The 19,597-nt window shown below is 40.5% G+C and carries 19 protein-coding genes and 1 pseudogene; 2 read left to right on the top strand and 18 right to left on the bottom strand.

The genetic code is table 11. The features are described 5' to 3' along the window. The first annotated feature begins 69 nt into the window (after positions 1-69). On the top strand, positions 70-1,701 hold the full coding sequence (locus tag NGI26_RS00360; RefSeq protein WP_251934550.1) for a Na/Pi cotransporter family protein: 1,632 nt from the start codon (positions 70-72) through the stop codon (positions 1,699-1,701). A gap of 94 nt (positions 1,702-1,795) precedes the next feature. Here the strand turns inward: NGI26_RS00360 and NGI26_RS00355 are convergent, their stop codons facing one another. The 12 genes from NGI26_RS00355 to NGI26_RS00300 form a co-directional block, all read right to left on the bottom strand. Beyond that, complete coding sequence (locus NGI26_RS00355) at positions 1,796-2,092, bottom strand: bacteriocin immunity family protein (protein WP_251934549.1); 297 nt, start codon at positions 2,090-2,092, stop codon at positions 1,796-1,798. Between the two features lie 20 nt (positions 2,093-2,112). Continuing rightward, positions 2,113-3,177 (bottom strand): glutamyl aminopeptidase, encoded by a 1,065-nt coding sequence (gene pepA / locus NGI26_RS00350; RefSeq protein WP_251934546.1) that lies wholly within the window; start codon positions 3,175-3,177, stop codon positions 2,113-2,115. A gap of 278 nt (positions 3,178-3,455) precedes the next feature. After that, positions 3,456-3,692, bottom strand: coding sequence for a membrane protein insertion efficiency factor YidD (gene yidD / locus NGI26_RS00345; RefSeq protein ID WP_251934544.1), 237 nt, complete (start codon positions 3,690-3,692; stop codon positions 3,456-3,458). After that, positions 3,692-4,414, bottom strand: a complete 723-nt coding sequence (locus NGI26_RS00340) for a pseudouridine synthase (RefSeq protein ID WP_001222214.1) — start codon at positions 4,412-4,414, stop codon at positions 3,692-3,694. The genes yidD and NGI26_RS00340 overlap by 1 nt, the downstream gene beginning before the upstream one ends. Next, positions 4,401-4,970 carry an SMC-Scp complex subunit ScpB gene (gene scpB / locus NGI26_RS00335; protein ID WP_251934542.1) on the bottom strand — a complete coding sequence of 190 codons (570 nt, stop codon included), beginning with the start codon at positions 4,968-4,970 and terminating at the stop codon, positions 4,401-4,403. Before scpB ends, NGI26_RS00340 begins: the two co-directional genes overlap by 14 nt. Before the next feature lie 12 nt (positions 4,971-4,982). Next, positions 4,983-5,717: a segregation/condensation protein A gene (locus NGI26_RS00330; protein WP_251934540.1), complete on the bottom strand. Its 735-nt coding sequence runs from the start codon at positions 5,715-5,717 to the stop codon at positions 4,983-4,985. Further along, positions 5,717-6,451, bottom strand: coding sequence for a site-specific tyrosine recombinase XerD (gene xerD / locus NGI26_RS00325; RefSeq protein ID WP_251934538.1), 735 nt, complete (start codon positions 6,449-6,451; stop codon positions 5,717-5,719). Before xerD ends, NGI26_RS00330 begins: the two co-directional genes overlap by 1 nt. Further along, positions 6,448-6,909 (bottom strand): cyclic-di-AMP-binding protein CbpB, encoded by a 462-nt coding sequence (gene cbpB, locus NGI26_RS00320; RefSeq protein ID WP_251934536.1) that lies wholly within the window; start codon positions 6,907-6,909, stop codon positions 6,448-6,450. Before cbpB ends, xerD begins: the two co-directional genes overlap by 4 nt. Further along, on the bottom strand, positions 6,906-7,427 hold the full coding sequence (locus NGI26_RS00315) for a metallophosphoesterase (protein WP_251934522.1): 522 nt from the start codon (positions 7,425-7,427) through the stop codon (positions 6,906-6,908). The genes cbpB and NGI26_RS00315 overlap by 4 nt, the downstream gene beginning before the upstream one ends. Further along, positions 7,403-8,374 (bottom strand): nucleoside-triphosphate diphosphatase, encoded by a 972-nt coding sequence (locus tag NGI26_RS00310; protein ID WP_251934519.1) that lies wholly within the window; start codon positions 8,372-8,374, stop codon positions 7,403-7,405. Before NGI26_RS00310 ends, NGI26_RS00315 begins: the two co-directional genes overlap by 25 nt. After that, the gene (gene racE / locus NGI26_RS00305) at positions 8,371-9,165 is read right to left on the bottom strand and encodes a glutamate racemase (RefSeq protein ID WP_251934517.1); all 795 of its coding nucleotides are present in this window, start codon (positions 9,163-9,165) and stop codon (positions 8,371-8,373) included. Before racE ends, NGI26_RS00310 begins: the two co-directional genes overlap by 4 nt. Before the next feature lie 205 nt (positions 9,166-9,370). Beyond that, positions 9,371-9,616, bottom strand: coding sequence for a YneF family protein (locus tag NGI26_RS00300; protein WP_004251708.1), 246 nt, complete (start codon positions 9,614-9,616; stop codon positions 9,371-9,373). Between the two features lie 293 nt (positions 9,617-9,909). Here NGI26_RS00300 and NGI26_RS00295 point away from each other — a divergent pair. Next, positions 9,910-12,300: pseudogene (locus NGI26_RS00295) on the top strand (glycoside hydrolase family 95 protein); the annotation flags it as partial. Between the two features lie 363 nt (positions 12,301-12,663). On the opposite strand, the gene NGI26_RS00290 reads toward NGI26_RS00295, so the two are convergent. The 6 genes from NGI26_RS00290 to NGI26_RS00265 all read right to left on the bottom strand — a co-directional run bounded on the left by NGI26_RS00290 (position 12,664) and on the right by NGI26_RS00265 (position 19,499). Beyond that, on the bottom strand, positions 12,664-12,864 hold the full coding sequence (locus tag NGI26_RS00290) for a mechanosensitive ion channel protein MscL (protein WP_251934512.1): 201 nt from the start codon (positions 12,862-12,864) through the stop codon (positions 12,664-12,666). Positions 12,865-13,018: 154 nt separating this feature from the next. Next, entirely contained in the window at positions 13,019-13,945 is a 927-nt protein-coding gene (locus tag NGI26_RS00285; protein ID WP_251934509.1) for an ATP-binding cassette domain-containing protein, read from the bottom strand. A 10-nt stretch (positions 13,946-13,955) separates the two neighbouring features. After that, on the bottom strand, positions 13,956-15,023 hold the full coding sequence (locus tag NGI26_RS00280; RefSeq protein WP_074324324.1) for an ABC transporter ATP-binding protein: 1,068 nt from the start codon (positions 15,021-15,023) through the stop codon (positions 13,956-13,958). Positions 15,024-15,031: 8 nt separating this feature from the next. Beyond that, positions 15,032-15,958 carry an oligopeptide ABC transporter permease OppC gene (gene oppC / locus NGI26_RS00275; RefSeq protein WP_251934506.1) on the bottom strand — a complete coding sequence of 309 codons (927 nt, stop codon included), beginning with the start codon at positions 15,956-15,958 and terminating at the stop codon, positions 15,032-15,034. Then, positions 15,958-17,454 (bottom strand): ABC transporter permease, encoded by a 1,497-nt coding sequence (locus NGI26_RS00270; protein ID WP_251934504.1) that lies wholly within the window; start codon positions 17,452-17,454, stop codon positions 15,958-15,960. Before NGI26_RS00270 ends, oppC begins: the two co-directional genes overlap by 1 nt. Before the next feature lie 65 nt (positions 17,455-17,519). Further along, the gene (locus NGI26_RS00265) at positions 17,520-19,499 is read right to left on the bottom strand and encodes a peptide ABC transporter substrate-binding protein (RefSeq protein ID WP_251934502.1); all 1,980 of its coding nucleotides are present in this window, start codon (positions 19,497-19,499) and stop codon (positions 17,520-17,522) included. Positions 19,500-19,597: the final 98 nt, after the last annotated feature.

Here is a 19,597-nt window from a genome sequence, read left to right as displayed (position 1 = left end):
TAGATTGTTTAGAATCCTTTAAAATAGAATGGGAGAAATTCCGCGACTAGTTTTCGGAGGAAAAAGAAAATGTCCATTAATTGGCAGGAAATTGCATTTCACTTTTTAGGTGGTTTGGGACTATTCTTATATAGTATCAAGACCATGGGGGACGGTTTGCAACAAGCAGCTGGAGATCGTCTTCGATATTACATTGACAAGTACACAAGTAATCCCTTCTTAGGGGTCTTAGTGGGGATTGTCGTCACTGCTCTTATCCAATCAAGTACAGGTGTAACGGTTATTACGGTTGGATTGGTCAGTGCTAGTCTCCTCACCCTTAGACAGGCTATAGGGATTATCATGGGAGCCAATATTGGAACGACCGTAACATCCTTTATCATCGGTTTCAAACTTGGTGAGTATGCCCTCCCCTTGATTTTCCTTGGAACCATGTTCTTATTCTTTACAAAAAATCGCACCGTAAACAATATTGGACGTATTCTTTTTGGTGTAGGTGGTATCTTCTATGCCCTCAACCTTATTAGTGCGGGTATGAGCCCTCTTAAAGACTTACCTCAGTTTAAGGAATACATGGTTACCTTGGGTCAAAATCCTATCTTGGGAGTTGTGGCTGGTGCGGTAATTACCGTTTTGATTCAGGCATCTTCTGCAACTATCGGGATTCTTCAAGGTCTCTATGCGGGTGGCTTCCTCGACCTCAAAGGTTCACTACCTGTCCTATTTGGGGATAATATCGGTACAACCTTAACCGTTATCATCGCAGCAGCGGGTGCCAATGTATCTGCGAAGCGCGTTGCAGCAACGCACGTTACCTTTAACGTTCTAGGAACGATCCTCTGCTTAATCTTGTTAGGCCCATTCACTTCGATGATTGAGTACTTCCAGGCTCTACTTCACCTCTCACCTGAGATGACGATTGCCTTTTCACACGGTGCTTTCAACGTAAGTAATACCATCGTCCAATTCCCATTCATCGGTGCCTTGGCTTACTTTGTAACCAAGCTTATCCCTGGTGAAGACGAAGTTGTTAAATACGAGCCTCTTTATCTGGATGAACAACTCATCAAGCAAGCTCCTTCTATCGCCCTAGGAAATGCTAAGAAAGAACTCTTGCACCTGGGAAACTATGCTGTTAAAGCATTCGACCTTTCTTATGACTACATTATCAATCCTAATGAAAAAGTCGCAGACAAAGGACACAAGACTGAAGAAGCTATCAATACAATCGATGAGAAATTAACTCGCTACCTCATTAGTCTATCTAGTGAAGCATTGAGTCAAAAAGAGAGTGAAGTCTTAACCAACATCCTTGACTCTTCACGTGATTTGGAACGTATCGGGGACCACGCTGAAGCTCTTATCAATCTTAACGATTACTTGCAACGCAAGAATGTTCAATTCTCAGAGGCTGCATTAGAGGAGCTAGCTGAGATTTATCTTAAAACGAGCGAATTTGTCAAAGATGCTCTTGAAAGTGTAGAAAACAACGACCTTGAAAAAGCTCAAGCTCTTATCGAACGACACGAAGACATCAACAAGATGGAGCGAGTCCTCCGTAAGACTCATATTAAACGTCTTAATAACGGTGAATGTTCTACTCAAGCAGGTGTCAACTTTATTGATATTATTTCACACTATACTCGTGTATCAGACCACGCTATGAACCTTGCTGAAAAGGTTCTAGCAGAACAAATTTAATAGATAAGAAGCCACCTTGACTTAGGTGGTTTTTTCGTCTCTTAATCAAGAATATTTTTTCTAGCGTAAAAAAATGCTTTGATTCACAATGGAATCAAAACATTTTAAATAGCTCTCCAAACATAATAGCAGAAACCGCGGTTCCTCTGTACCTGGCTTCTTCTCTTTTGATAAAGCGAGCCAAGTTTATCAATTCAGGTGCTGGGTGTTTGGGATTTCTGAACAGTTCAAGATTGACCAGACCCGAGAGACGGACTGCTAGTAATTGCTCATTTGTAGTAGGCAGTTTTTTAGCAGTCTCTAGGAGAGCAGCGACTAACTCATCACTCAAGCCCTGACGAGCATGGTTGTAGAGATCTTTTATTAAGCTTTCTAGGTTTGGTTCTGCCATCCTGACCACCTCCCTTATGTTTAATAATTTTTAATCAAATCAACTGTTGAACGATCCAATTTTTTCACCAAGGCTTGTAAGAAAGCTTGCGCTTCGAGGAAGTCATCCATAGCGTAAAGCGTTTGGTGTGAGTGGATATAACGAGCACAGACACCAATTGTTGTTGATGGTACACCACCATTTTTCAGATGAGCTGCCCCTGCGTCAGTTCCACCTTTACCACAGTAGTATTGGTACTTGATTCCAGCTTCTTCAGCAGTTGTCAAAAGGAAATCCTTCATACCTGGGAGAAGCAAGTGACCTGGGTCGTAGAAACGAATCAAGGTTCCATCACCAATCTTACCTTGACCACCATAAACATCACCAGCAGGTGAACAGTCAACTGCCAAAAATACTTCTGGATCAAATTTAGTTGTTGATGTATGGGCACCACGGAGTCCAACTTCCTCTTGGACGTTAGAACCAAGATAAAGTTCATTGCCTAGTTTTTGACCTGACAAGTTTTCTGCCAATTCACTCACCATGAGAACTCCGTAGCGGTTGTCCCACGCTTTTGAGATGATATTTTTTTCGTTAGCTGTTAGGATTGCGCTACTATCTGGAACGATGGTATCTCCAGGACGGATACCAAAGCTTTCAGCCTCAGCCTTGTCCGCAAAACCACCGTCAAAAACGATATCTGAAATAGCTGGCATGGTTGGCCCACCTGTTCCACGAGTCAAATGTGGAGGTACTGAACCTGAAATTACTGGGATTTCACGTCCCTCACGAGTAAAGAGTTTGAAACGTTGGCTGCTAACAACCATTGGATTCCAACCGCCAATTTCAACTACTCGGAAAGTTCCATCTGGCTTGATTTCACTAACCATAAAACCTACTTCATCCATATGAGATGCCACCAAAACTCGAGGGGCATTCGCAACTTCTGAATGTTTGATACCGAAGATTCCACCTAGGCCATCTGTCACTACTTCATCCACGTGAGGTGTTATTTTTTCACGAAGATAAGCGCGCACAGGTGCTTCATGACCTGAGATAGCAGAAAGTTCTGTTACTTCTTTGATTTTAGAAAATAATGTTGTCATTTCTATCCCTTCTTTCTTTCAACCATTTTACCACTTTTTATAGGAGAAGGGTAGTAGAAATCGATATTTCACCCAGCAAATTACTCCTTGAAACAAAAAAGAGAGTGGGACAGAAATCGGTCATTCGTTAGAATTCGATTTCGTCGTCCCACCTCCGCACAGTTGAGTAGGGCTGTAAAAGCTGATGAAATCAGCCTAGTAGAGCCCACTCAACCACTGCGTCTTGCTCGACAATCCAAAGACAATTGAGAGGCTAGGACTTTTGTCCCAGCCTCTTTTTATTTTGAATTTCTCTTTAAAGAAAAATGGTCCGGAACAGGATCCTTACCCGTAGGCGACCAAGGATGACATCGTAAAATCCGAGCCAAGCCCATCAAGGCACCCTTAAAGCCATGTTTTTCAATAGCCTGGATCATGTAGTTAGAACAAGTAGGTTCAAAACGACAAGAAGGCGGAAAAGCCGGGGATATAAAACGTTGGTAAAATCGCACAGGCGCAATTAACATTCTTTTCATTATTTCTTGGTTACAGCCATGGTATGCAGTTGGCTGATTTCTTTTTTGTTAAGGCGACGAGATTCTCCCGGACGAAGGCCCGTCAAATCTAAGTGTCCAAAACGTGTCCGTGACAACTTATCCACTTGAAGACCGACAGCCTCAAACATCTTTTTAACCTGATGGTTGCGTCCTTCATGGATGGTCAACTGCACTACTGAGCGATTTTTGACTGGATCCACTTTGAGAATCTCATAGACAGCAGGCTTGGTTTTCTTGCCATCAATCTCAAGACCACGGGTCAAGGGGCGGAGGTTTTCTTTGTTGGCCACACCTTTAACACGCGCGACATAGACCTTGTCTATCTCATTACGGGGGTGAATCATTTCATCCGTAAAATCCCCGTCATTGGTCAAAATCAAGACACCAGATGTATCCCAGTCCAAACGACCTACAGGGTAGATGCGCTCTTTCACGTTGGGCAAGAGGTCGACAACCGTCTTGCGGCCCTTGTCATCTGTCACACTAGAAATCACTCCACGTGGTTTGTTAAGCAGATAGTAGACCTTTTCTTCGTTGTAGATGGGCTGGCCTTCAACTTCAACCTTATCGCCAGCCTTGATGGTCGTTGCTAGTTCACGAACCACTTGGCCGTTAACCGTCACCAAGCCTTGCTTGATCAACTCTTCTGCTTTTCTCCTACTGGCCACACCTGCGTGGGCAATATACTTATTGATTCTCATCTTCTTCTATCCTTTCACCAAATAATTGGCTTTCTTGGGCTTGAATCTCAAGCTCATCAATCACAGGCAATTCTTCCAAATGGTTAATACCCATGTAATCTAGAAAATAATCCGTAGTCACATAGAGGTTGGGGCGACCCAACACTTCTTTTTTCCCATCTTCTCGTATCAAGTCAAAGGCCTGCAACTTTGCCAAGGCCCCACTCGAGTTGACTCCACGGATGGCATCAATTTCTATCCGCGTGATGGGTTGCTTGTAGGCAATGATAGACAAGGTCTCAAGGGCCGCCCGAGATAAACTCTGGTTAATGGGTGCCTTGGAGTATTCCTTTAAAATCGCTGCAAATTGAGGCTTGGTCACCAATCTGTAAGCGCCACCTGTCTCAATCAGGGACAAACTCGACTCTTGGTCTTTTTCATACTTTTGGGCTAATTTTTCAAGACTCTGCTGAACCCCTGTTGGTGGTAGCGCTAAGAGTTCTGCCAACTGACGAGCCCTAATTCCATCTTCACCCGACACAAACAGGAGTGCTTCTATTTTTGCTAAAGTACTCATACTTCCTCTCTATCAAGCCAAACCTTGCTCCGCTTGACTTTTTTCCTTCTTTTCCATGAGATAGATATCTCCGAAATTCTCTTTTTGAATCAAGAAAATTTCTTGGGTTTTAATCAACTCCAAGGTCGCTAAAAAGAGTGTAATGACCTCTTGTAAATCCTTGGTTTCTTTAAACAAATCCTGCAAACACAATTGTTGACCTTCAACCAAGGCTTCTCGGACGATAACCATCATATCCTCAATCTTATACTCATCTCGTAAAATAGTTGTATGATTTTTTGAGAATTCTTCCTTTTTCTTGGTCAGTAAGGTTGAAAAGGCTAAGAAAAGATCAATCGTGGTCTTATCATGCACAAGTTCAGCATCCTCATAAATCAACTCAGTCGGTGCTTTTGAGTAATATTGAGCTCGTTCTTGGTGCTTAACTTCCAACTGTTCTCCCAAGAGTTTAAACTTGCGGTATTCTTCGATTTGAGAAAGGAGATCCTGTTCTAGATCATCCTCTAAGTCTGTCACTTCTGCGACCTTTGGCAAGAGTTTACGACTTTTGATAAGCATCAGTTGGCTAGCCATGACCATATATTCACCTGCCACTTCCAAACGCATGGCTTGTAAGGTAGATATGTAGGCTAGATATTGCTCGATAACTTCTGTAATCGGTACATCATAGATATCCATCTGGTACTTTGAAACCAAGTGTAAGAGCAAGTCCAAAGGTCCTTCAAAATCTTTTAATTTAATATCCATTATCTATATTTTTCTAAGGTCATGACTGTCTTTAATCCTAACTTTTTAGCAATTTCGTACAAGTCAACCTTTTCTTCGATTTGTCTTAGTATAAACTGTTCTCTCAATCCTTGAGCCGATAAATCAGCAAAGCCTTTTTCCTTTAGAAAGGCTTCTAACTGACGAAAAGCCCATTGACGGGAGTATGGTTTCCCAGCTTTTTCAAAGAGATAGGTCTGTCCCATCAAAGGCTCTAACTCTGTTAGCAAGGCTCTTGGGAGAGCTACAATTCTTTGTTGGGAAGACTTAGTAATTCTCAACACTTGAAAATCCAGATTTATATCCGTAATTTTCAAGGCTAGAATTTCACTGGGCAAGAGGCCTAATTCAACTATCAATAAGGCAATCAAACGCCCCTCTGGAAAAGAACTTTCTTGCCAGAAAGAAGTCAAATCTAAAAGTTCCGACTTAACTTGCTTTTTCTCAGCCTGTTTCGGCAATTCCAAACGATAAAAGCTAGCAACCTTTCCTTTCTGGTATAAAAAGTACAGGAATTGGTTGCAGGCAGAAACTTTGCGCTTTTGGGCACTCATTTTATAATTGGATAGCTGAGCTTGATAGATTTTTAAACTTGTCTCAGAGATTCGTTCTCCAACAAGATCTACAAACTGCTCCAAGTCATACTTATAAGACTGTTTAGAATTATTCGTTAGATTTTGTTTTTCTTCTAAAAATACTGAAATCCATTCTCTCATTTGCTTCGAATCTCATATTCCTTACTAAAATCATGCAGAAGGGCATTCACAGCCTTTAGGATTGATTTTCGTGTAATAATCCCTTGGAAAATACCTTCCTCATCAACGACTGGTAGGAAAGACTCATCCACTAACTTATGTAAAACATCCGTTAGTGTATAATCTGGAGAAACCACTGCTACATCCTTTTTTGTCATATGTACGATATCCGTATCTGCCATGACTTCCTGGCTCAATCCCTGCTCCATCTGGTAGGCAAGGATATCTCTAAGCCCAATGGTCCCGACAAATTTTCTCTTATCTGTTACTACTGGAACCCTACTATAGGTCATCTGACTAAGCAAGAGGATTGCATGATCTGCATTGTGGCTATCAATAAGTACCGCCAAATTTTCAGCAGAAGTTAAAAAGGTTTCCTCTTGCTCCAGTAAAAATAGTTCAAATTCCTTGGCAATCATCGAGCAAACTCCATAGACAAGCCTGAATATACCTCATGATTACGTGTCAAAAAATCAACTTTGAAATAGCTGTCATCAATTTCCACACGAGCGTAGAGACATTCTCTGATGGTTCCACGTGGTTGGCTGATAGAACCTGGATTTAGAAAGAGGGTCTTCCCTTCCATCCAAGCACTTGGAACATGCAAGTGACCATAGAGACAGATGTCCGCCTCTTCCTCTTGAGCCCAGAAGTCCAGTTTTTGGAAATTGAAGTTAATATCAAACAAGTGTCCATGAGTCTGGATAATCTTGGTAGGACCAAGTTGGGTCACCAAGCGTTCTGGATAATCTGAATAAAAATCCATGTTTCCTCTGACTACCTGGATCCCTTCCCAGAGTGGTGAGTCTGGGCGAAGCTCCGAGTCGCCATTGTGAAAAATAGCATCAACTTTCCCAAGATAGCGGTCGCGGATTTCCTCTACAATCAAGCTGTCTCCATGGGAATCACTCATTACAATGATGGTTTGCTTTGCCATGATGGGAATACCTCCAAAAGTTTCTTAACGGCTAAGGCACGGTGAGATTGACTATTTTTTTCTTCTAAGGTTAACTCTGCTGAAGTTTTACCTGTTTCTCCTACTAAGAAGAGCGGATCATAGCCAAAACCATTTTCACCCTTAGGTTCAAAGTTAATGTATCCTGGCCAATCAGCTTCGACCACCAAGCTTTCCTTACCTGGGCTAGCCACAACCAAAGTAGTGTGGAATTGTGCCGAACGGTCCTTGAGTTCAAAGACCATGGCTAACTCGTGCAAGAGTTTAGCATTGTTTTCCTGGTCAGTGGCTCCCACTCCTGCAAATCGAGCTGACCAAACGCCTGGCAATCCTCCGAGGACATCGACTTTAAGACCAGAATCATCTGCTAGAACCATCTTGCCTGTTAACTGTGAAATGGTTTCTGCCTTCAGACGAGCATTTTCTTCAAAGGTCATACCTGTTTCAGCCACTTCAGGTAGATCTGGATAATCATTAAGATTTTCCACATCATAGCCAAGCTTATCAAAGATAGCACGAAATTCCTTGGTCTTCCCTTCATTACGAGTCGCTATCAACAAGGTTTCTCTGACTTTGCTAGTTTCAAAGAAGGCTTCGACATCTACTCCTTCTTTAGGTAATTCCACATGCAAGAGTTGTCCATTTTCAAGTAAGAGCAAGGCACCTTGGCGTTGAATGACTTCCAAGTTTCGACCGGCTTCTGCATTTAAAATCTCAACGATAAAAGATAGCAAGCGGAAGTTTGAAGACCAGCGCATTACCGTAATCGTGATTGGAAAACCATTTTCCTCATCACGGAAAATGCGAGCCAAATCCATAAAATAGAGATCAAGATGATCTTTTATGAGGCTATAGATTCCACCATAGACGTCCCAAACACCTACATACCAGTCCTGGTCATCCTTGTATTCATAAATTTTGTTGGTCATAATGTTACATGCTCCACATGAATCTCTTTTTCTAGCCACTCAGCACCAATCTGGGCAAAGCTCTGACTATTCGCTGTTGTATAAAATCGGTGTTGCAGCGGGCCTGCATCACGGCTACGATTGATTTCAAAATAATTGAGTAATACAGAAATATCCCGCACACACTCCGCTCCACTATCAATCAGTTGAACCTTAGGCCCCATGACATTTTGAATAATGGGTCTGAGAAGCGGATAATGAGTACAGCCCAAAATCAAGCTGTCCACTTTTCCGACCAAGGGACGTAGCGTTTCATAGACTACTTTCTTGGTCACACTGGTTGAAAGTGCACCTGATTCAACCAAAGGAGCAAATTTGGGACAGGCCAAACTTTTCACTTGCAAATCCGGATCTAGATCATGGATTTTTTGACGATAGATGTCTGATTGTACTGTCATCGGTGTTCCAATCACACCAATTTTCCCACCTTGGCTAGATTTGATAGCTGCTGAAGCCCCAGGCAAGATGACACCCAGTACAGGAATATCCAACTTGGACTTGATTTCTTCCCAGACGACCGCAGTCGCAGTATTACAGGCAATGACAATCATCTTGACATCCTTGGTCAAAAGAAAGTTGACCAGTTGCCAAGTATATTCACGAATTTGCTCAGCAGGACGAGGACCATAGGGCGCCCGTGCTGAATCTCCAATATAGACGATTTCTTCATGAGGAAGCTGGCGCATCAGCTCACGTACGACAGTTAAGCCTCCAACGCCCGAATCCAAAAAACCAATCGGTCGATTATCCATACAGTCTTCTTTCTAGTCTTATTTTTCTGATTGATAGTTCATTATCATTTATTTCTTACCGGAATTTTTGACAGTCTGAGAAGTCCCAACTGTCTCCCTCTTAATCATAATCAAATATCAATAGAATGCAAGGAAAAAGTCTTAGCTCTAAAGATCAGTTGAACATAGTGAGAAGTCTGGAATTTTCATCCCAGACTTTTCCTATTTATTTCTTTTTATTGTTAGCAAGGGCTGCTTTTTGTTGGCGAATAATTTGGTGGTAAACTTGTTGTACCTTAGCTTCACTTGGTTTTTGACCATTTGCACTCAAAAGAGTACGAACTGCTTCGGCATTCAAACGTGGGTTATCCGCAAATTCTTTCTCGATTTGCTTACGTACCAAGTACATTCCTCCAAGTGCTCCACCTAGAAAAGCTAAAACAATCAATACAATTGCTAAAATAAGGTCCATAATATTTCTCCTGTTTCTTTTTGAATCTTCTATATTATACCATAAAGTCCCACTCCTGACTAGTTTGATTTACGCTTTCAGAAAGCAACTATGCAACATTTTAATTCACTTTACCTATAAAAAAGACTTGCTTACTATCCATCATAAAATCTAGAATATACACTGTCCTTAAAATAAACAAATGAGGCCTTTAAAGCCTTGCAATAAGTTAATGTGTCTGCTATAGTAAAAGCATAGAATTCACTATACTACTTGCTTCAATAATTAAAAAATCTATGAAAAATAAAAATAGCTATAAACTAATATACGACCAACCAACTGCTCCTTCTTATGACGGCTGGGAAAAACAAGCCCTGCCAGTCGGAAATGGAGAAATGGGGGCAAAAGTTTTTGGACTCATCGGTGAGGAAAGAATCCAATACAACGAAAAAACTCTTTGGTCTGGAGGTCCACAACCGGATAGCACCGACTACAACGGTGGAAACTATCAGGACCGCTATAAAGTCTTAGCAGAAATTCGTAAATCATTGGAAGAAGGAAACCGCCAAAAAGCCAAACGATTAGCTGAGCGTAACCTCGTAGGACCAAACAATGCTCAGTATGGTCGTTACTTATCTTTTGGTGATATCTTTATGGTCTTTAACAACCAAAAGAAAGGCTTGGAGAATGTTACCGACTACCATCGTGGCTTAGATATTTCTGAGGCTATCTCGACTACTTCTTATACCCAGGACGGGACAAACTTTAAACGCGAAACCTTCTCTAGCTATCCTGACGATGTTACTGTGACCCACTTGAGTAAAAAAGGGGATAAGACTCTTGATTTTACACTTTGGAATAGCTTGACAGAGGACCTGATTGCTAATGGAGACTATTCTTGGGAGAATTCTAAATACAAACAAGGGAATGTTAACGTTGATACTAATGGTATTTTACTCAAGGGAACTGTCAAAGACAATGGTCTGAAATTTGCTTCATATCTTGGTATCAAGACTGACGGACAAGTCACTGCTCAAGACGGCTATTTGACCGTCACTGGAGCAAGCTATGCGACACTGCTACTCAGTGCCAAGACTAATTTTGCTCAAAACCCAAAAACTAATTATCGCAAGGATATTGACCTAGAAAAAACTGTCAAATCTATCGTAGAAGATGCCAAGGCAAAAGACTATGAAACTCTGAAAAATGATCATATCAAGAATTATCAAAGTCTCTTTAATCGCGTTAAACTAAACCTAGGTGGAAGCAAGACTGCTCAAACCACAAAAGAAGCTCTTCAAACCTATAATCCAACAAAAGGCCAAAAGCTAGAAGAACTCTTCTTCCAATACGGACGTTATTTATTGATCAGTTCGTCTTGTGATCGAACAGATGCTCTGCCAGCCAACCTCCAAGGAGTCTGGAATGCTGTAGACAATCCACCTTGGAACTCAGATTACCACCTCAATGTCAACCTACAGATGAACTATTGGCCCGCCTACATGAGTAATCTTGCAGAAACAGCTAAGCCAATGATCAATTATATTGATGACATGCGCTACTATGGCCGTATCGCTGCTAAGGAATACGCTGGTATTGAATCCAAAGAAGGTCAAGAAAATGGTTGGTTGGTTCATACCCAGGCAACACCATTTGGCTGGACAACTCCAGGTTGGAATTACTATTGGGGTTGGTCTCCTGCTGCCAATGCTTGGATGATGCAGAACGTCTATGACTACTACAAATTCACCAAGAACGAAACCTATCTCAAAGAAAAGATTTATCCAATGCTTAAGGAAACAGCCAAGTTCTGGAATTCCTTCTTGCACTACGACAAGGCTAGTGACCGTTGGGTATCTTCTCCATCCTACTCACCAGAACATGGAACTATCACGATTGGAAATACCTTTGATCAATCTCTAGTTTGGCAACTCTTCCACGACTATATGGAAGCAGCCAATCATCTCAATGTCGATCAAGACTTGGTGACAGAAGTGAAGGCTAAATTTGACAAGCTCAAACCACTTCATATCAACCAAGATAGCCGCATCAAGGAATGGTACGAAGAAGACAGTCCTCGATTCACGAACGAAGGCATTGAAAATCACCACCGTCACGTTTCTCACCTAGTTGGTCTCTTCCCAGGTACTTTATTTAGTAAGGATCAGCCTGAATATCTAGAAGCAGCACGCGCAACCTTAAACCACCGAGGAGATGGTGGAACAGGTTGGTCTAAGGCCAATAAAATCAACCTCTGGGCTCGTCTGCTTGATGGAAATCGTGCCCATCGTTTGTTGGCAGAACAGCTCAAGTCTTCAACCCTTGAAAACCTCTGGGATACTCACGCACCTTTCCAAATTGATGGTAACTTTTGTGCCACCAGCGGGATGGCAGAAATGCTCCTTCAATCCCACACTGGCTACATTGCTCCATTACCAGCCCTTCCAGACGCCTGGAAAGACGGGCAAGTTTCAGGTCTCGTGGCACGTGGCAACTTTGAAGTCAGCATGAAATGGAAAGAAAAGAATCTTGAAACGCTATCTTTCATTTCTAATGTTGGTGGGGATTTAGTCGTAGACTATCCAAATATCGAAGCTAGCCTCGTTAAGGTTAACGGTAAGGAAGTACAAGCTAGTCGCCTCAAAGATAACCGTATTCAACTTACGACACAAAAGGGCGATGTCATTACCTTTGAGAACTTTCCTGTGCCTATACCGTCTGAATTTGATTAGACTAAATCTAATCTATATCATAGACTCTCTACGAATCTATTATTTGCATCAGCTTTTTAAAACTTCGCCTTAATCTTATTGCTATAAACAAAAAAGATGGAATATCTTCCATCTTTTTTGTGATAATAAAGTTATATATGAGTATATATATGTACGTACTTCCAATTTCTAGTCTCTAAAATAAACTAAAAAGCCAGTTATAAAACCAGTTAAAAATCGAATACAATATGTTCATCAGGAATTCATAAAAAATTAAACAAATGAGATACTAAATGAATTCTACAAGCGCAATCAGTGGCTTCACTAGGATAAAAAATAAAATATCCCAAATAAATTTCATTTTTTATCTTCCTTTCTAGGGAGACCCAGAATCCATGGTAAAGAAGAACCTATTTTTAAAGCTAGAATAAATCTAGTCAACTCTAACACTTCTGACTCTGATTCCTTCTTTTCAGTTAATGCTTCCATCCCTTTTACCCAGAGGCATGTTCCAATCATTCTAGCCATTGTCGTAAAAAAATTTGGTTGATGGTCCATGTGATGCTCCTTTGGTTTGTTCCACTGAAACATTTCTGTTTTTATTGTATTCAGTATATCAAATTTTCCTAGATAATCAAGCCTTTATCTGCAAAATAAAAAAGTTTCATAACCCTTCCAGAATAGTTCTAGCAAGATGATGAAACTTTATTGATTACTTCATTTCTTTTTTATAGCGTTCCAATTCTGCTTGGTTAGCCCAAACATAATGACCTGGACGAATTTCTACCATTGAAGGTTTATCAGTTTCGTAATCATGTTGATCTGGATCATAGACTTTCAAAACTTTTTTACGTTCCAAGATTGGATCTGGGATTGGTACAGCTGAAAGCAGTGCTTGCGTGTATGGATGAACTGGATTGTTAAACAATTCTTCAGTTTCAGCCACTTCAACAATGACTCCCTTATAAATTACCGCGATACGATCAGAGATGAAACGAACTACTGACAAATCGTGAGCGATAAAGAGATAAGTCAAGCCCAATTCTTTTTGAAATTTCTTGAGCAAATTCAAAACTTGGGCACGCACTGAAACGTCCAAGGCTGAAATTGGCTCATCCGCGATCACGAAGTCAGGTTGCATAACCAAGGCACGAGCAATCCCGATACGTTGACGTTGTCCACCTGAGAACTCATGAGGGTAACGTGTCAAGTGTTCAGCCAAAAGTCCTACTTCACGAATGATGTTTTGAACTTTTTCTTTTCTTTCTTCTTCATCTTTAAATAAATGGTGATTGTAAAGACCTTCTGAGATGATATAGTCAACTGTTGCACGTTCATTCAAACTTGCAGCTGGGTCTTGGAAAATCATTTGAATGCGACGGATTAATTCCGCTGCTTGTTCACGTGATTTTTTACCATTGATTTTTTGCCCATCAAAGATGATATCCCCTTTGCTGGTATCATTAAGGCCGATAATGGCACGACCAATTGTTGTCTTACCACTACCAGATTCTCCAACGAGTGAGAACGTTTCACCTTTGTTGATAAAGAAGTTTGCATTTTTAACGGCTACAAACTTTTTGCTTCCTTCTCCGAAGGAAATCTCTAAGTCTTTAACTTCTACTAATTTTTCAGACATTTCCTTCCTCCTAGTCCTCAAGATGAGCAAAGCCCATCTTTTCACGAATCTTATCGTGTAAATCTGCAATTACTGCTGGTTTTGCAACTTTTGGAGCTTGTTCATGAAGCAACCATGTTTTAGCCCAGTGAGTATCAGATACTGCAAACTGAGGAGCTTTTTCTTCGAAATCAATCTTCATCGCATAATCTGAACGAAGAGCGAAAGCATCTCCCTTCAATTCAGTATACAGTGATGGAGGTGTTCCCGGAATTGAATACAATTCTCCTTTATCGTCAGCTAGCTGTGGCAAACTTGATAAGAGGCTCCATGTGTATGGGTGACGTGGATCGTAGAAGATTTCTTCAACTGTACCATACTCAACGATTTCGCCAGCATACATAACTGCAACTTTATCAGCAATACTTGCTACAACACCAAGGTCGTGTGTGATAAAGATAGTTGTAAAGTGGTATTCCTGTTGAAGAGTTTTCAACAAGTCAATAATCTGAGCTTGAATAGTCACATCAAGGGCTGTTGTTGGTTCATCACAGATCAAAACATCTGGACGACACGCAAGGGCAATCGCAATAACAATACGTTGACGCATTCCTCCAGAATACTGGAATGGATATTCATTAAAACGTCGCTCAGCGTCAGGGATACCAACTTTATTCATATAGTCAATCGCCAAGTCTTTGGCTTCTTGAGCTGTTTTCCCTTGGTGTTTAACAATAACTTCTGTAATTTGACTTCCGATTGTTTTGATTGGGTCAAGACTGGTCATCGGATCCTGGAAGATCGTTGCAATCTTCGCACCACGAATTTGCTCCCAATCTTTATGAGAAGAAAATTCAGTCAAATCTTGGTCACGGTAAAGAATACTACCTTTGGCAATACGACCATTATCTTCCAACATTCCTGTAAAAGTTTTTGTTAAAACAGATTTCCCTGAACCAGATTCTCCAACGAGTGCAAGCACTTCGCCCTCAATCAACTCCAGAGATACTCCACGAATAGCTGTCAAAATTTTGTCACGAACATCAAATTCCACGACAATATCTTGAGCAGTCAAAATTACATTTTTTTCTTTTGTCATGTCTACTCCTATCTATGTGTACGTGGATCACTAGCATCCGCTAGGTTTTGACCAACTACGAAAAGTGACAAGGATACCAAAACCAAAGTTGTCAATGGAATCCAGAAGAGGTATGCATTTGTCGTTACGTTCTGTGAGTAATCTGAAATCAATCGACCTAAACTTGGTACTGTAATTGGTAGTCCAAGTCCAAAGAATGATAGAAAGGCTTCATAGGAGATAAATGCTGGAAGCATTTGTGATGTAGTCGTAACAATAACAGATACCAATTGTGGCATGATATTTTTAATGACAATTTTGTATGTTGGAGTTCCGAGTGTGCGTGAAGCAAGGTTGTACTCTAAGTCACGGTAACGCATGATTTGAATACGAATCATATAAGCAATACCAATCCATGTAGTCACACTCATGGCGAAAATCAAATTCCAGAAACCTGCACCGATAGAGTAAGTCAAAACAATAACGATCAAAAGTGATGGGATGTTATTGATAACGTTGTAAACTTCCATCATGATGCGGTCAACTGATTTTGAAATACCCCAGATACCCCCGACAATAACACCGATTACAACGTTGATTAAGGTCGCAATAACGGAAATCAAGATAGAGTTACGAGCTCCAAACCAGACACCATCAAAAAGAGACTTACCATTACTATCTGTACCGAACCAATGTTCCGCATTTGGTTTAATGTAGCGAGCGCTAAAGTCATTTACCTTACTTACATCATTGAAGTCGAAATCAGAAAACATTGGGTAGATGAAACTCATCAAAACGATTGAAATCAAAATACCAAGCATGATGATAGTTGATTTCTTTTTCAAAAATTGTCTAAAAACAGAACCCCAATATGAGTAGGCGGGAGCATCAATTGCTTCAGAGGCAAAGTCATCGCGTTTTACAAACTGAAATTTATCATTATTCATTGTAGACATTATTTGCCTCCTTTCTCTGTCAACTTAATACGTGGGTCAATAATTGTCATCCAAATATCCCCAATTAAGTAAGAGAAGATTGAGACGCAAGTAAAGATGAAAACTAGACCAACTACCATGTTATTATTTGATGCTTTTACAGAGTCAATCAACATTTTACCCATACCTGGGAAGGCGAAAACTGTTTCAGTAAGAGTAGCTCCACCAATAACACCGATAATAGAACCTGGAATACCTGAAACAAGCGGTACCATGGCATTTTTAAAGATGTGTTTGTTTGAAATTTCTTTCTCAGAAAGACCTTTTGCACGAGCAAAACGAACAAAGTCTTGTGATTGTAAGTCAATCATGTAACGGCGAATCCAGATAGCTAAACCAGGTGCACCAAGTAAACCAAGAATAACTGCAGGTAGTACATATGAACGCCAGTCTCCAGCACCCAAGATAGGGAATGAATCCGGGAATCCAATTGAAGAACCAATCAAACGAATGATATAGACAAGAGCGATAGTTGGAAGAGCAAGTAAGAATGTTAAAGCTCCTGTAGAGAAACTATCAATCCAAGTATTCTTGTAACGAGCCATTGCAGAACCAAGTGGAACCGCGATTGCATACGAAATTGCAAGGCCAATCAAACCAGCAATAGCAGAACTGGTAATCATAGATGGATACTGATAGTTGCTTTCAGTAGCTGTATATGGATCATCTTTACCGTAGTTCGCTACTTCACGCGCATCAGCTTGACTTGGAGATTTATAAGTTCTTGAGTAGATATTGACTGATGATGTTTTCTTACCAGTTGGGAATTGAACTTCAGAAGTCTTGGTTTGTCCTTGTCCTTGTGTGATAACTTGAAGCACAGGAGTATTGGCATAAGTTGGATAAGAATCTCCTAAGTTTAAGTTCACAAAGTTTTGATGAACAAATGGGAATTGACTGTTGAAGTACAAGAGGTATTTATGTTTAGTCCCTGAACCTACCAAAGACCATCCAATAGCTGGATCGTTTTCAAATCGCAAATAACGCTCTAAATTAGGATTTTCTGGGTCTTGAATTTTGTTTGTATGGTCAATATCAAGCAAGTTTGCATAGAATTTGAACACACGCTCAAAAATAGGAATTTCACGAGTCGCATAGAATTGACCACTCTCAGTGAACTGCCCTAAAGTCCAACCATTCCCAAGTTGTTGGATGTATTTTTCATAGATAGCTTTATTTGTATCATTAGCGTCTACTGTTACAGAAGAGTCAATGCTACTAGCTTTTTCCTGCAACTCTTTCGTATCGTAATATTCGATATAACCCATACGCTCAAAAACGGTATTTTCATAGTTATCACGTTTATCAGCTGTTGTTGCAATTTTATTGTAGTTAGTATCTTGTTTGAAAATCAACTTCCGTGGAACCATCGTATAGATGATTGTGTAAATCAAGGTCGTTACTAAAAAGATTGAAACTAACGACCGCAAGATACGCATAAAAACATATTTTTTCATATTATTTCCTTTAAAATTCCAAAAGAACCTTCTCCTTTTGGAGAGAAAGTTCTGATGAGCATTATTTATTTAACGTGGCTCGCTAATTCTTTTTGAACTTTTTCGTTTGATTCTTTTTTCTCTTTGAGCCATTTCTCACGAGCTTGTTCGTACTCAGCTTTCGTTACAACCTTATCCTGTAGCTGAATGTACTTGAAGTAAAGATCTGAACTCTTGTCTCCAGATTGGCTATAAGAAGCTGTGAATGGTACTACACGAGAAATGAATGGTGCTGCACCGCTACCAGACATAGCAGGGATGAAGAGAGAGCTATCTGTCAACCAAGCCTGAGCTGCAGCGTATTTCTCATAACGAACATTCAAATCACTGGTTTCTTTAGCGGCTTCATCAACTAACTTATCGTATTCTTTCAAACCAACTTGACTAACTGCTGGGTTCGCTGGATCGTCAAATCCCATGTATGTCTTGGTTTGCGACTTGTTTGTTGATTTGAGGATGTCAAGGTAAGTTGATGGATCTTCATAGTCTGGGTTCCATCCAACTGCACCTGATAGATCCCAATCTTCTGCTGCTGCGTTTGGTGCATGGTAAGTGATATTTAATGCCTCATCTTTAGAAATTTGATGAATGTCAATGACTACATTTTCTTCACCAAGCACTTTTTCAACTGTCTGTTTGAAGGATTGGATACGAGCAATATACCCTTTGTTTGTTTGATCTACTGGGATATCCAAATGGATTGGGAATTTCACCCCTTCAGCTTCTAATGCAGTTTTAGCTTTTGCAAGTTCTGCTTTGGCCTTATCTGCGTTGAAGAGTCCATCTTGACCATCCGCAAAGTTTACGTTCTTCCACTCATCACCATAAGCTGCCATCTTCTCAGTTACCAAGTCACCGAAGGTCTTGTCACCCGCAGCGACAAAATCTGGTTTTACAAAGAGGTTACGAACTGCAAGAGGAGCACCTTCTTTACCATTGATTTGCGCTGAATAAGCTGTACGGTCAACGGCAAAGTTCAAGGCCTGACGGAAGTCTTTGTTAAGAAGGGCTTTCTTAGTTGACGTTTTTTCTTCGTCAGTTGTTTTAGCGGTGTATTTGTAACTTTGACGGTCAATATTTACACCCAAACCAGTGATTCCTGGTCCAGCTGGTGTGTAGTAGATATTGTCTTTGTAGGTCTCCGCTACTTTAGAGTAGTTTGAACTTGTCGGGAAGAGACGAGCATAGCTATAGGCTCCACTTGTAAAGTTCCGTTCAAGAGACTCTTGATCTGATCCGTCATAGAAAGCGAGGGTAACTTTATCAAGATGAACATTTTCCTTATCCCAATATTGTTCATTCTTCGCAAACTCGATAGAAGACTTGGCAGTCAAACCTTTCAGCAAGAACGGACCATTGTAAAGTAATGATGTAGGATCCGTTGGTTTGGCAAAATCATCCCCTTTTGATTTTTCAAATTCTTCGTTTAATGGCCAGAAGATTGAGTAAGCCATCTTAGAGTTCCAGTATGGTTCTGGTTGGTTCAATGTATACTCAAGAGTATAATCATCAACTGCCTTAACACCTACTGTAGAAAAGTCTTTTGAATTTCCTGCCAAATAGTCAGACAACCCTTTCACAGATTTTTCTGCTAGATAAAGTGCTTCTGATTTTTTATCTGCTGCGTGTTTCAAACCATTTACAAAGTCTTTAGCTGTCACTTCAGCATATTCTTCCCCCTCAGAGGTAAACCATTTGACACCTTTACGGATTTTGTAGGTATAGGTCAAACCATCTTTTGAAACTGACCAGTCTTCTGCAACTGCAGGAGTCAAATTCCCATATTTGTCATTTGTAAAGAGACCATCAATACCATTTGAAGTGGCTAATTTAGTACTTTGTTTCCCCGAAGTAAGGTAATCCAATGTTTCAGGATCTGATGAATAAACATAACCATAAGTTTTTGGCGCTGTTGAATCAGACGATTTCGAAGAACCGCAAGCAGCTAGTGCGCTAGTCGCTAATAGGGCAACTCCTGCCGCAACCAATACCCTATTTTTTTTCATGTATGTAACTCCTCTTAAAAAATTTAGGCTTATTGTCAATTATACCATAGATTTCTCAAAAAGTAAACGAATTTTCAGAATATTTAGGCGTGTAACCA

The organism is Streptococcus sp. Marseille-Q0941 (assembly GCF_943736975.1).
In the GTDB taxonomy this organism is placed as follows: Bacteria; Bacillota; Bacilli; order Lactobacillales; family Streptococcaceae; genus Streptococcus.
Note: the sequence above shows the minus strand (reverse complement) of the source record. Positions and strands in the feature narration are given on the sequence as shown.

What these genes read in the sequence shown, in the direction of transcription:
- NGI26_RS00360 (WP_251934550.1), top strand. Translation starts at nt 70, where the DNA reads ATGTCCATTAATTGGCAGGAAATTGCATTTCACTTTTTAGGTGGTTTG.
- NGI26_RS00355 (WP_251934549.1), bottom strand. Translation starts at nt 2,092, where the DNA reads ATGGCAGAACCAAACCTAGAAAGCTTAATAAAAGATCTCTACAACCAT.
- pepA (WP_251934546.1), bottom strand. Translation starts at nt 3,177, where the DNA reads ATGACAACATTATTTTCTAAAATCAAAGAAGTAACAGAACTTTCTGCT.
- yidD (WP_251934544.1), bottom strand. Translation starts at nt 3,692, where the DNA reads ATGAAAAGAATGTTAATTGCGCCTGTGCGATTTTACCAACGTTTTATA.
- NGI26_RS00340 (WP_001222214.1), bottom strand. Translation starts at nt 4,414, where the DNA reads ATGAGAATCAATAAGTATATTGCCCACGCAGGTGTGGCCAGTAGGAGA.
- scpB (WP_251934542.1), bottom strand. Translation starts at nt 4,970, where the DNA reads ATGAGTACTTTAGCAAAAATAGAAGCACTCCTGTTTGTGTCGGGTGAA.
- NGI26_RS00330 (WP_251934540.1), bottom strand. Translation starts at nt 5,717, where the DNA reads ATGGATATTAAATTAAAAGATTTTGAAGGACCTTTGGACTTGCTCTTA.
- xerD (WP_251934538.1), bottom strand. Translation starts at nt 6,451, where the DNA reads ATGAGAGAATGGATTTCAGTATTTTTAGAAGAAAAACAAAATCTAACG.
- cbpB (WP_251934536.1), bottom strand. Translation starts at nt 6,909, where the DNA reads ATGATTGCCAAGGAATTTGAACTATTTTTACTGGAGCAAGAGGAAACC.
- NGI26_RS00315 (WP_251934522.1), bottom strand. Translation starts at nt 7,427, where the DNA reads ATGGCAAAGCAAACCATCATTGTAATGAGTGATTCCCATGGAGACAGC.
- NGI26_RS00310 (WP_251934519.1), bottom strand. Translation starts at nt 8,374, where the DNA reads ATGACCAACAAAATTTATGAATACAAGGATGACCAGGACTGGTATGTA.
- racE (WP_251934517.1), bottom strand. Translation starts at nt 9,165, where the DNA reads ATGGATAATCGACCGATTGGTTTTTTGGATTCGGGCGTTGGAGGCTTA.
- NGI26_RS00300 (WP_004251708.1), bottom strand. Translation starts at nt 9,616, where the DNA reads ATGGACCTTATTTTAGCAATTGTATTGATTGTTTTAGCTTTTCTAGGT.
- NGI26_RS00290 (WP_251934512.1), bottom strand. Translation starts at nt 12,864, where the DNA reads ATGGACCATCAACCAAATTTTTTTACGACAATGGCTAGAATGATTGGA.
- NGI26_RS00285 (WP_251934509.1), bottom strand. Translation starts at nt 13,945, where the DNA reads ATGTCTGAAAAATTAGTAGAAGTTAAAGACTTAGAGATTTCCTTCGGA.
- NGI26_RS00280 (WP_074324324.1), bottom strand. Translation starts at nt 15,023, where the DNA reads ATGACAAAAGAAAAAAATGTAATTTTGACTGCTCAAGATATTGTCGTG.
- oppC (WP_251934506.1), bottom strand. Translation starts at nt 15,958, where the DNA reads ATGTCTACAATGAATAATGATAAATTTCAGTTTGTAAAACGCGATGAC.
- NGI26_RS00270 (WP_251934504.1), bottom strand. Translation starts at nt 17,454, where the DNA reads ATGAAAAAATATGTTTTTATGCGTATCTTGCGGTCGTTAGTTTCAATC.
- NGI26_RS00265 (WP_251934502.1), bottom strand. Translation starts at nt 19,499, where the DNA reads ATGAAAAAAAATAGGGTATTGGTTGCGGCAGGAGTTGCCCTATTAGCG.